This window comes from Methylobacterium sp. P3_A11 (assembly GCF_056403155.1).
The window spans coordinates 1-10,849 of record NZ_JBFUGA010000146.1 but is presented as its reverse complement, the minus strand read 5'-3'; the positions used below and the strand labels follow the sequence as shown (position 1 = coordinate 10,849).

14 protein-coding genes are annotated in these 10,849 nt (G+C 70.3%); all 14 read right to left on the bottom strand.

Features of this window, described 5'->3' with window-relative positions:
* Positions 1–335 (bottom strand): phosphatidate cytidylyltransferase (locus tag AC1DXK_RS28225; protein ID WP_477299538.1); only part of this gene is annotated, 335 nt, incomplete at its 3' end.
* Positions 336–354: 19 nt separating this feature from the next.
* Positions 355–918 carry a ribosome recycling factor gene (gene frr, locus AC1DXK_RS28220; protein WP_457104563.1) on the bottom strand — a complete coding sequence of 188 codons (564 nt, stop codon included), beginning with the start codon at positions 916–918 and terminating at the stop codon, positions 355–357.
* A gap of 115 nt (positions 919–1,033) precedes the next feature.
* Positions 1,034–1,756, bottom strand: coding sequence for a UMP kinase (gene pyrH, locus AC1DXK_RS28215; protein ID WP_457104564.1), 723 nt, complete (start codon positions 1,754–1,756; stop codon positions 1,034–1,036).
* Positions 1,757–1,952: 196 nt separating this feature from the next.
* On the bottom strand, positions 1,953–2,099 hold the full coding sequence (locus AC1DXK_RS28210) for a hypothetical protein (protein WP_457104565.1): 147 nt from the start codon (positions 2,097–2,099) through the stop codon (positions 1,953–1,955).
* Between the two features lie 110 nt (positions 2,100–2,209).
* Positions 2,210–3,136 (bottom strand): translation elongation factor Ts, encoded by a 927-nt coding sequence (gene tsf, locus AC1DXK_RS28205; protein ID WP_457104566.1) that lies wholly within the window; start codon positions 3,134–3,136, stop codon positions 2,210–2,212.
* 118 nt (positions 3,137–3,254) lie between these two features.
* Positions 3,255–4,322, bottom strand: coding sequence for a 30S ribosomal protein S2 (locus AC1DXK_RS28200; protein ID WP_457104567.1), 1,068 nt, complete (start codon positions 4,320–4,322; stop codon positions 3,255–3,257).
* A gap of 269 nt (positions 4,323–4,591) precedes the next feature.
* Positions 4,592–5,332, bottom strand: coding sequence for a pseudouridine synthase (locus AC1DXK_RS28195; RefSeq protein ID WP_457104568.1), 741 nt, complete (start codon positions 5,330–5,332; stop codon positions 4,592–4,594).
* Positions 5,333–5,345: 13 nt separating this feature from the next.
* Positions 5,346–6,251, bottom strand: a complete 906-nt coding sequence (locus AC1DXK_RS28190) for a class I SAM-dependent methyltransferase (RefSeq protein ID WP_477299537.1) — start codon at positions 6,249–6,251, stop codon at positions 5,346–5,348.
* Positions 6,252–6,403: 152 nt separating this feature from the next.
* On the bottom strand, positions 6,404–7,414 hold the full coding sequence (gene era, locus AC1DXK_RS28185) for a GTPase Era (protein WP_477299536.1): 1,011 nt from the start codon (positions 7,412–7,414) through the stop codon (positions 6,404–6,406).
* Positions 7,411–8,190: a ribonuclease III gene (gene rnc / locus AC1DXK_RS28180; protein ID WP_457104577.1), complete on the bottom strand. Its 780-nt coding sequence runs from the start codon at positions 8,188–8,190 to the stop codon at positions 7,411–7,413. Before rnc ends, era begins: the two co-directional genes overlap by 4 nt.
* Entirely contained in the window at positions 8,187–8,972 is a 786-nt protein-coding gene (gene lepB / locus AC1DXK_RS28175; RefSeq protein WP_477299535.1) for a signal peptidase I, read from the bottom strand. Before lepB ends, rnc begins: the two co-directional genes overlap by 4 nt.
* A 189-nt stretch (positions 8,973–9,161) precedes the next feature.
* Positions 9,162–9,572 carry a holo-ACP synthase gene (gene acpS / locus AC1DXK_RS28170; protein ID WP_457104572.1) on the bottom strand — a complete coding sequence of 137 codons (411 nt, stop codon included), beginning with the start codon at positions 9,570–9,572 and terminating at the stop codon, positions 9,162–9,164.
* Positions 9,569–10,318, bottom strand: coding sequence for a pyridoxine 5'-phosphate synthase (locus AC1DXK_RS28165; RefSeq protein WP_457104573.1), 750 nt, complete (start codon positions 10,316–10,318; stop codon positions 9,569–9,571). Before AC1DXK_RS28165 ends, acpS begins: the two co-directional genes overlap by 4 nt.
* Positions 10,319–10,595: 277 nt before the next feature.
* Positions 10,596–10,849: transketolase C-terminal domain-containing protein (locus AC1DXK_RS28160; protein ID WP_477299534.1), on the bottom strand; the 254-nt coding region annotated here is incomplete at its 5' end.

Sequence of the window (10,849 nt, the reverse complement as noted above, 5' to 3'; positions counted from 1 at the left end):
CGGCCGGTCCGCGCCACCGTGGCGCAGGCGGCGGCGCCCAGCAGCAGGACGGCGATGCAGGCCGAGGCCGGGGCGCCGCCGCGCTGGCAGAGGAGCAGGGCGCCGAGCGTCGCGGCCCCCAGGGCGATCAGCATCTCGCGGGGCTCGGTGCGGCTCATCACCATCCACTCGGCGAAGCCGACGATGCCGGCAGCGAGCCAGATCCCCGCGAACGGCCAGCCGCCATAGACGAGCGCGGCCAGCACGCCGCCCCCGAGCACGAGGCCCGAGGCGACGCGCAGCCACAGCTCGCGCCGCCCCGAGGGACGCGCGGCCGGTGCGGCGGCGGAGGTCACAGGCGTCTCGGCCTGCGCCTCAGACCTGCATGATTTCCTTCTCCTTGGAGGCCAGCACGCCGTCGATCTCGGAGATGAACTGATCAGTCGCCTTCTGTACGTCGGCGGCCTGGCGCTTCTCGTCATCCTCCGAGATGGCGCTGTCCTTCAGGAGCTTCTTTAGGTGGTCGAGCCCGTCCCGGCGAACGTGGCGCACGGCGACGCGCGCCTCCTCGGTGTACTTGTGGGCGACCTTGACCATCTCCTTGCGGCGCTGCTCGTTCATCTCGGGGATGCGGAGCCGGATGGTCTGCCCCTCGGTCTGCGGGTTGAGGCCGAGGTCGGATTCGCGGATCGCCTTCTCCACGGCCGTGACCATGCTGCGGTCCCAGACCGAGATCGACAGGAGCCGGGGCTCCGGCACGCTGACCGTGGCGACCTGGGCCATCGGCATCATCGAGCCGTAGGCATCCACCTGGATCGGGTCGAGCAGCGAGGGCGTCGCACGGCCGGTGCGCAGGGATCCGAGGTCCTTCGAGAGCGAGGAGACCGCGCCCTGCATCCGGCGCTTGAGGTCGTTGAGGTCGAATTCCGGTGTGGCCATGATGGTCGTCCCGACACGTCTGACGTTGTCTTGAGCCCGGCTTGGGCAGTCGCGGCCTCAATGGACGAATTTCTTCAGGGCCGCAAACCGTTGCGCCGGCATTCCCGCCGCGGCGTCAGGGCACAACGAGGGTCGAGGGTGCCTCGCCCGACAGGATCGCGGCAATGGAGCTCGGCGGGTGCAGCGATCCGACGAGGATCGACAGCCGGCTCTCCCGGGCCAGGGCGAAGGCCGCCGTGTCCATGACCTTGAGATCGCGGGCGATAGCCTCGTCGTGGGTGATCCGGTCGTAACGGGTGGCGCTCGGATCCTTCTTGGGATCGGCCGAATAGACGCCGTCGACCTGCGTGGCCTTGAGAACCGCGTCGCAGCGCAGCTCGGCGGCGCGCAGCACCGCGGCGGTGTCGGTGGTGAAGAACGGATTGCCGGTGCCACCGGCGAGGACGACCACCTGACCCTTGTCCAGATGATGGAGCGCAGGCTGGCGGGCATAGGTCTCGCAGATGGTCGGCATCGAGACCGCCGACATCGTGCGCGCCTGGACGCCCGCGGCGTTGAGCGCCGTCTCGATGGCCAGGGAGTTCATGACGGTGGCCATCATGCCGAGCGAATCCCCGGTCGCTCGGTCGATCCAGCCGGCCGCCGAGATCCGCGCGCCGCGGATCATGTTGCCGCCGCCAACCACGATGGCGATCTCGGCGCCCGCCTCGATGGTGCGGGCGATGTCCTCGGCCAGCCCCGCCAGCGTCGGCGGGTGCAACCAGTAGCCGTCCGGGGCGGCGAGCGCCTCACCCGACAGCTTCAGCAAGATCCGGCGAAACGGCGTCGTATCCGGCATCGGGGTTCCCGGCTCCATCCCGCATCGCGCAAGCCGGGAGGCTTCTACGTCAGGCGCGGGAGCCACGTCGAGGGGTTCCGGGCGATCCGGCGCGCCGCACCGGTCGAATCGCAACCGACGCTTGAGGCCGCGTGGATGAAGCGCCCGCATATCGGGCGCGGCGCCGGCACGCGCGAAGGCGCGCCGKCGCCGGCTGTCAGCTGCCCGCCAGGACGCCGACGGCGCCCAGGACGGTCATCACGAGACCGGACGCGAACACGCCGATCATCAGGTAGGAGAAGGATTTCAAAGCCATGCCGACGAGATAGCGCAGCGCCGCAAATCGAGGTGTGCGCCGCAGCACGATCCGCAGCGGAACGCTTTCGCAGGTCCAGAAACGAGCAGCCCCGCCCGGCTTGCGCCGGGCGGGGTTGCTCTCGCTGCGGTCCGGCGCGCCGGGTGATCGAACCGCCGTCAGGCGCGACCGGCCTGCTGTGCGACCTCGGTGGCGAAGTCCGGCCCGTCTTCCTTCTCGATGCCCTCGCCCAGCGCGTAGCGGACGAAGCCCATGAGGGCGACCGGACCGCCGACCTTGGAGCCGGCTTCCTTCAGGACCTGGCTGACCGTCTTCGAGCCGTCATGCACGAAGGGCTGATCCAGGAGGGTGACCTCCTTGTAGTAGCTCTTCAGGCCGCTCTCGACGATCTTGGCGAGGACGTGGTCCGGCTTGCCGGCATTCTTCTCGCGCAGGATGTTCGACTCGCGCTCGACCGTGGCGGCGTCGACGCCCGAGGCGTCCAGCGCCACAGGATTGGTCGCCGCGATGTGCATGGCGATCTGGCGGCCAAGAGCCGAGAGCGCGTCGACGTCGCCCTCGGACTCGAGCGCCACGAGCACGCCGATCTTGCCGAGGCCCTCGGAAATCTGGTTGTGCACGTAGGAGGCGATGACGCCCTTCTTGACCTCGAGCTTGGCGACGCGGCGCAGGTTCATGTTCTCGCCGATGGTGGCGATCAGAGCCTGCAGCTTCTCCGAGACGGTCTCGGTGGCGCCCGGGAAGTGGGCCGCCTGGAGGCCTTCCAGCGTGCCGTCGGTGTTGAGCGCGATCTTGGCGGCTTCGCGGGCGAAGGCCTGGAAGGCGTCGTTGCGGGCGACGAAGTCGGTCTCGGAGTTCACCTCGACCACGGCGGCGTGGTGGCCGGCGGACTCGACGGCGACGAGGCCCTCGGCGGCGACGCGGCCGGCCTTCTTGGCGGCCTTGGCGAGACCCTTCTTGCGGAGCCAGTCGACGGCGGCCTCGATGTCGCCCTGCGTCTCGTTGAGCGCGCCCTTGCAGTCCATCATGCCGGCGCCGGTCTTCTCCCGGAGCTCCTTCACCATCGCGGCGGTGATGTTGGCCATGGCGGTCCCTTTCGTACGGTCTGGATGCGAGAGGCCCGGCGCGCGGGTGAGCGGCCGGGCCCGGTATGTCTGGAACCGCGACGGCCCGATGACGGGGCCGCCGCGAAATCCCGATGGATCAGGCCGCGGCAGCAGCCTCGACGAAGCCGCGGGCCTGCGAGACCCAGGAGTCGCGGTCGATGCGGCCGTTGAGCTTCAGCTCGGCATCGACCTTTGCGACGTCCTCGGGGGTCATCGCGGCGAGCTGCCAGTAATGGTAGATGCCGGCGTCGTTGAGCTTCTGGACGATCTGCGGGCCGGCGCCGTTGAGCTTGGTCAGGTCGTCCGGCGCGCCGCGCGGAGCGGCGAGCAGCTCGAAATGCTCGGTCGTCTCGGCAAGCATCGCGACGTCGGCCGGGTCGAGGGCATCGGACTCGACCGTGACGGCGGCGGTGTTGTCGACCGGCAGCTCCTCGGCCATCGGCTCCTCCGAGGCGCCGAGATCCATGCCCGACGAGCCCTGGGCGCGCGAGATGCCGTCGATGGCGGCCTTGGCGATCAGGTCGCAATAGAGCGCGATGGCGCGGCCGGCGTCGTCGTTGGCCGGGACGATGTGGGTGATGCCGTCCGGGTTGCAGTTGGTGTCGACGATGGCGGCCACCGGGATCCCGAGGCGGTTCGCCTCCTTGATCGCCAGCTGCTCCTTGTTGGTGTCGATCACGAACAGCAGGTCGGGCACCCCGCCCATGTCCTTGATGCCGCCGAGCGCCTTCTCGAGCTTATCCTTCTCACGGGAGAGCATCAGGCGCTCTTTCTTGGTCAGGCCCGGGCCGCCGGTCTCCAGCGTCTCGGTGACCTTGCGCAGGCGCGAGATCGAGCCCGAAATGGTCTTCCAGTTGGTGAGCATGCCGCCCAGCCAGCGGGAGTTGACATAGTACTGGGCCGAGCGCTTGGCCGCCTCGGCGATCGTGTCGGCCGCCTGCCGCTTGGTGCCGACGAACAGCACGCGGCCGCCCTTGGCGACGGTGTCGCTCACCGCCTGCAGCGCCGTGTGCAGCGCCGGCACGGTCTGGGCGAGGTCGATGATGTGGATGTTGTTGCGTGTGCCGAAGATGTACGGCTGCATCTTCGGGTTCCAGCGGTGGGACTGGTGACCGAAATGGGCGCCCGCTTCGAGGAGCTGACGCATGGAAAAGTCGACGGCCATGTCTTTGTACTCTCCGGTTGGATCCGCCGCGGAGGGATGCAGCCGCCTGATACGGTCGGGCGACCACCGGAAACGCCTCATTCAGGCATGAGGCCGGCTCCGCGTGTGGGATAGGCGGGCGCTTAGCAGAGTGCGCAGGCGGAGGCAAGGAGCCGGATAGATCGCGGCGGCTGCCGTGGCGCCGGTCGCGTTCGCGGCCTCGAGCGGCGGCGGGACGCTCAGGGGGAACGCCGAACGCGCGTCGACGGGACCCGGAAAAAGGCCGCGGCTCACGCCCCCGCGAAGACCGCCGCCACGTCCTCGGACGTCATAACCCGGTGCTCCCCCGCCGCCAGATCCCCCGGCAGATCGAGGCCGCCGACCCGGTCCCGGTGCAGGGCCGCGACGTGGTTGCCGACGGCGGCGAACATTCGGCGGACCTGATGGTAGCGGCCCTCCGTCAGGGTTACCGCGCAGTGCGTTTCATCCTCGACGTCGAGGCGAACCGGCAGCAGCGGATGCGCCTCGCCCTCCAGCATCAGCGTCCCTGAGGCGAAGACCTCCGCCTCGCTGCCTGCGAGCGGCCGGTCGAGGGTCACGCGGTAGCGCTTCGCCACACCGGCCTTTGGGCTGATGATCCGGTGCAGGAGCGCGCCGTCGTCGGTGAGCAGCAGGAGGCCCGACGTTTCCTTGTCGAGCCGCCCGACCGTGGAGAGCGGCGGCTCGCGGCGTCGCCAGCGCTCGGGGAGGAGCCCGTAGACCAGCGGCCCGGCCTCCTTGTGCGAGCAGGTCACGCCCAGGGGCTTGTGCAGCATCAGGCACAGGCCGGGCAGCGGATCGATGGGGGCGCCGTCGATCGTCAGGCGATGCGGGAGATCCGGATCGAGGGCGATCCGCCCCCCCGCATCGTCGAGATCCGCGCCGTCGAGGCGAATCGCGCCGGCGCGGGCGAGGGTCTGGATCTCTCGACGCGAGCCGTAGCCGAGATTGGCGAGGAGCTTGTCCAGGCGGACGGATTTCACCGCGCTCATGCCGGCACCGCCATCACCGGCGGGCCTCGTAGACCCGGTAGCCGTTCCCCTGCACGGCCACGGCGACCTGCCGGAACGTCTCGCGGAGGGCGGCGTCGTAGGGCAGATGGGCATTGGCCACGAGCCAGAGCGCGCCGCCGGGCCGCAGCGCCTCGGCGGCCCGGGCGATGAACGCCCGGCCGAGCGCCTGGTCCTCGGCCCCGCCCTCGTGGAAGGGCGGGTTGGTGACGACGAAGTCGAGCTTGTCCGGGACGACGCCGGGCGCCCGGATGTCCGCCCAGAGAATCACCACCCGCGGGTCGGCGACGTTGCGGCGCGCCATCTCGACGGCACGCCGGTCGATCTCGAGCAGTGTCAGGGCGGTCACGGCGTCGGAGCCGAGAACGGCACGCGACAGGATTCCCAGCCCGCATCCGAAATCCGCGCCGCGCCCCTTCATCGGCGGCAGGTTCGCCAGGAGCAGCGCCGAGCCGGGATCCAGCCTGTCCCACGAGAAGATCCCGGGCTGCGTGCACAGGGCGAGGTTGTCGACGTGCCGGGGGGCGCCCTCGTCGATTGCCTCGACGAGGCCTGCCGGGACCGGGGGGCGCTCGGTCGTGCAGATCCGGTGATGCCGGCGGGGCTGGTCGGCCGCGGTACAGCCGAACGTGGTCAGTTCCTTGGCGAGGCGGGTGCCGCCCCGATCCTTCGGGGCCAGGGCGACCATGCGGCCGCCCGGCCCCAGGGCACGCAGCACCTGTGCGAGCACGTAGCGCCGCTCGACGGTCCCGGGAGGGGCGAGCACGGTGGCGACGTCGAGGCTGTTCTCGGGCAGGTCCTCCAGCCGGGCGGCACCGGGGATCATGGGCGAGACTTGGACGGCGTCGCTCGGGACCTCGGCGAGGTCGACCGGCGGCAGGCCGTAGACGGCATGGCGCATGTACGTTTCGGGATCTGGAGAGCCGACTTCGGAACGCGAATCCGCGGCGGAGCACGGTACATCCGCGTCCGACTCGGTTTATCCGGGGGGAACACCTGGATTTATACCGGAACGGCTCGGGATTCCCAGCCCGCTGGCCGCGGCCGCGCGCGTCAGCCCCGGGGGAATTCGAGCCCCATCTCGCGGTAGCGGGCCGGATCGTCGGCCCAGTTCTCGCGCACCTTCACGTGCAGGAACAGATGGACCCGGGCGTCGGCCGCCTCGGCGATCTCGACCCGGGCCGCCTGCCCGATCGCCTTGATGGTCTGACCGCCCTTGCCGAGGACGATCGAACGCTGGCTCTCGCGCTCGACGAAGATCGTCTGCTCGATCCGCACCGACCCGTCCGGCCGGATCTGCCACTGGTCGGTCTCCACCGTGGACCGGTAGGGCAGTTCCTCGTGCAGCCGGTCGTAGATCTTTTCGCGGGTGATCTCGGCAGCCAGCATGCGCAGGGGCGCGTCCGAGACCTGATCCTCCGGGTAGAGCCACGGCCCCGGCGGCATGCGGGCGGCGAGCGCCCGCCGGAGATCCTCCACGCCGTCGCCCTTCAGCGCCGAGATCATGAAGGTCTCGGCGAAGGGCGAGACGGCGTTGAGCTTGGCGGCGAGGTCGAGCAGCCGCTCCCGCGGGATCAAGTCGATCTTGTTGAGGATCAACATCTTCTCGCGCTTCACCTCGCCGAGCCGCCCGAGGACGGCCTCCACCTCCTGATCGATGCCCTTGCGCGCATCGACCAGCAGGCAGACCGCGTCCGCGTCGGCGGCGCCGCTCCAGGCGGAATGCACCATCGCCCGGTCGAGGCGGCGCTTGGGCGCGAAGATGCCTGGCGTGTCGACCAGGATCACCTGGGCCGAGCCCTCAATGAGGATCCCCCGCACCAGCGCCCGGGTCGTCTGCACCTTCCGGGAGACGATCGAGACCTTGGTGCCGACCAAGCTGTTGAGCAACGTCGACTTGCCGGCGTTCGGCACGCCGATCAGCGCGACGAAGCCCGCCCGGGCGTCGGTGGGCGTGCCGGGAAGCGTGGCAGGGGGGGGGGACGAATCGCGCGCAGGTTCCGGGGCCGGCGCGACGCCGGGCTCGTCCCGCTGATCGTGATCGTCTTGCTCGTGCGCGCTCATGCTGTCTCCGTCGGCTCCGCGTCGGCGGAGGCCCCGATTCCCTCCCGCTCCATCAGCGCCCGGGCCGCGGCCTGCTCGGCGATCCGCTTCGACGTGCCGTCACCGAGACCGGGCTCGAGACCCTCGACCTGCACGGCGATGCGGAACCGGGGGGCGTGGTCGGGACCGGTGCGCTCCACCACCGCGTAGGTGGGGATCGGCAGGCTGCGGCCCATGGCCCATTCCTGCAGGGCGGATTTGGCGTCGCGGCCCCGTGCCGCCGCGGTCGGCTCGCCCGGACGGAAATGCGCCTCGACCACAGCCCGGGCGGCATCGAATCCGGCGTCGAGGTAGATCGCGCCGAGAATCGCCTCGCAGACATCGGCGAGGATCGTCTGGTTGCGCCGGCCGCCGCCCATCACCTCGCCCTGGCCGAGGATGAGATGCGGCCCGACCTCCCAGGAGGCGGCCACGACCGCGCAGGTCTCGCGCCGGACGAGGGCAGCCAGCCGCCGGGACAGATCGCCCTCGTCGGCCTCGGGGAAGGCGCCGTAGAGGCGGTCGGCGACCGCGAGCCCGAGCACGCGGTCGCCGAGGAATTCCAGGCGCTGGTAGCTGCCGCCGCGGCCGCTGGCCTTGCTGGTATGGGTCAGGGCGCGGGTGAGCAGGTCCTGATCGGCGAAGCTGTGCCCGATCCGCTCCTCGAGCGCGCTCAGGGGCGGCCGGGGCTTATGTGCCCGGCGGGATCGGGCATTGGCTCGGTGCTGCGCGGCGTCGTCCAAGTCCGGACCGGTCAATGGATCGACGTGAACAGGCGCGTCCAGCGCACGTGGGCCGGCCAGTTCCAGACCTGCCACGCCGGGGTGCCCTCGTCGATCGAGAAGAAGATCATCTCGGCGCGCCCGACCAGATTGGCGAAGGGCACGTAGCCGACGTTGGCGAGATCGCGCGAATCCGTGGAATTGTCGCGGTTGTCGCCCATCATGAAAAAGTGACCGGGCGGGACCGTGTACAGCTCGGTCTTGTCCCAGAAGCCGTTGTCGCCGTCGCGCTCGATGACCCGGTGGACCACCCCGTTGGGCAGAGTCTCCAGGTACTGAGGCACCTTGGTGGCCTGCCCGTAGGGATCGGTGGTCTCGTAGTCGGCGATCCGCTCGCGTTTGACCGCCTTGCCGTTGATGTTGAGCACGCCGTCGATCATCTGGATCTTGTCGCCCGGCAGACCGATCACGCGCTTGATGTAGTCGGTCGCGTTGTCCTTGGGCAGCTTGAACACCGCGATGTCGCCGCGCTTGGGATCGGCGCCCCAGATCCGGCCATCGGCCTGAATCGGAATGTATTCCGAGAGCGGCAGAGAATATTTGGAGTATCCGTAGGAATATTTTGATACGAACAGGTAGTCGCCGATCAACAGGGTCGGCACCAGCGACCCCGAGGGGATGTTGAACGGCTGGAACAGCAGCGTCCGCACCACCAGGGCGATCAGCAGGGCTTGGATGCCGACCTTCAGCGTCTCGCGGATGCTGGCCCAGGTACCAGTCTCAGCGGGTTTCCTGAGCGGCTTGCCGTCGTAATCCACGCGCGCGTTCCGTCTTCGGTTGAGGTTCGTCGCCTGCCGCCAGTGGAGCACGGCCCCACCGCGCGCGGCGTGATGTGCGGTTGTCCCGAGGAATGCGCCGCAATCGTGTCCCCTGTGAGCGGGGGTCTAGACCATGCGCGAGTCCCCCGCAACGCGCGACCGCGGCCGGCTAATCCCCGACCCGCGCCATCAACCGGCGACGGCCGCCGGCAGGGCCTCGATGACCACGAAGGCCTGGGCCATCGGCGGATCGTCGGTGAGGCTCACATGCAGGCGCGCCGAATGCCCCGGCGGCAGGAGCTCCGCGAGCCGCTCGGCCGCGCCGCCGGCGAGCCGCAGTGTCGGCTGTCCGGACGGCAGGTTCACCACCTCCATGTCGCGCCAGAACACGCCGGCGCTGAGACCGGTGCCCAGCGCCTTGGCGCAAGCCTCCTTGGCGGCGAAGCGTCGGGCGTAGCCCTCCGCGCGGGCGGCCCGCCGGTCGCAGCGCTCCCGCTCCCCGTCGGTGAACACCCGGTGGATGAAGCGCTCGCCGTGCCGCTCCAGCGTCCGGGCGATCCGACGGATGTCGCAGAGATCCGAACCGATCCCGATGATCATGGCCGCCGCGCCCGATCCATGGCGGCCCGCATGTTGCGCACCGCCCGGTCGAGGCCCACGAAGATCGCGTCGGCGATCAGCGAATGGCCGATGTTCAGCTCCCGGACCTGCGGCAGCGCCGCCACCGGGCCGACGCTGCCCAGGGTGAGGCCGTGGCCGGCATGGATCTCGAGGCCGAGGCCGGCCCCGTGCTCGGCCGCGCGCCGGATGCGGGCGAGTTCGTGGGCAGTGCGGGCCGGATCGTCCTCGAGCGCGGCCTCGCAGTAGCGGCCGGTATGCAATTCCACCACGGGCGCCCCGAGGCCGCGGGCGGCCTCCATCACGGCCGGCTCCGGTTCGACGAACAGCGAGACTCGGATGCCGGCCTCCGCAAGCGCCCGGATGCGCGGCGCGAGGTGATCATGGCCGCCGATGATGTCGAGGCCCCCCTCGGTGGTGCGCTCCTCGCGCTTCTCAGGCACGAGACAGGCGGCATGGGGCCGGGTGTCCAGGGCGATCACCACCATCTCGTCGGTGGCCGCCATCTCGAAATTGAGCGGCACGGACAGGCCGCGCTTCAGGGCCGCGATGTCGGTGTCGCGGATGTGGCGCCGGTCCTCGCGCAGGTGCGCGGTGATGCCGTCGGCACCCGCCTCCACCGCGAGCAGGGCCGCCCGGACCGGGTCCGGATAGTCGCCGCCGCGGGCGTTCCGGACGGTCGCGACGTGGTCGATGTTGACGCCGAGGCGCAGCTTCTCGGAGGTCATCGGCTCGTTGGTCCCCATCTCGGCGCGATGCGACAGGCGCGGGACAGGCTCGGAGGATGCGCCGCGCCCGCACGCATGGCGGCGATATGCTGGCGATCGCGCGCCACGGCAAGACGGTTGGGGCCGCGTGCCTCAGGATGGACCAATGCGCTCCGCCGGGAATGGATGACACCCCGGCGAAAGCGCGCCCCTCAGGACGAGACGGTCAGGGAGAAGGCCTGGCGCCGCTCCACGACGGCGGCACCTGACCGGGACCGCCGTGAACCGGACCCGTCGTTCAGGCGAGGCGCAGGCGCGACCGGCCTTCCTTGCGCTCGGGCAACGTATCGAGGGCGGTCTTGACGATGGTTTTGGCGTCGAGCCCGGCCTCGGCGTACATCTTCTCCGGGCTGTCGTGGTCCTGGTAGGTGTCCGGCAGCGTCAGCGTCCGCACCCGCACCCCGCCCGCGTCCAGCGCGCCCTTCTCCGCGAGGAGATGCAGCACCATCGCGCCGAACCCGCCCCGCGAGCCCTCCTCGATCGTCAGCAGGA

Excerpts from the sequence above, each read along its gene's own strand:
- frr (WP_457104563.1), bottom strand. The coding sequence starts at position 918 with ATGGCCACACCGGAATTCGACCTCAACGACCTCAAGCGCCGGATGCAG.
- pyrH (WP_457104564.1), bottom strand. The coding sequence starts at position 1,756 with ATGCCGGATACGACGCCGTTTCGCCGGATCTTGCTGAAGCTGTCGGGT.
- tsf (WP_457104566.1), bottom strand. The coding sequence starts at position 3,136 with ATGGCCAACATCACCGCCGCGATGGTGAAGGAGCTCCGGGAGAAGACC.
- AC1DXK_RS28200 (WP_457104567.1), bottom strand. The coding sequence starts at position 4,322 with ATGGCCGTCGACTTTTCCATGCGTCAGCTCCTCGAAGCGGGCGCCCAT.
- AC1DXK_RS28195 (WP_457104568.1), bottom strand. The coding sequence starts at position 5,332 with ATGAGCGCGGTGAAATCCGTCCGCCTGGACAAGCTCCTCGCCAATCTC.
- AC1DXK_RS28190 (WP_477299537.1), bottom strand. The coding sequence starts at position 6,251 with ATGCGCCATGCCGTCTACGGCCTGCCGCCGGTCGACCTCGCCGAGGTC.
- era (WP_477299536.1), bottom strand. The coding sequence starts at position 7,414 with ATGAGCGCGCACGAGCAAGACGATCACGATCAGCGGGACGAGCCCGGC.
- acpS (WP_457104572.1), bottom strand. The coding sequence starts at position 9,572 with ATGATCATCGGGATCGGTTCGGATCTCTGCGACATCCGTCGGATCGCC.
- AC1DXK_RS28165 (WP_457104573.1), bottom strand. The coding sequence starts at position 10,318 with ATGACCTCCGAGAAGCTGCGCCTCGGCGTCAACATCGACCACGTCGCG.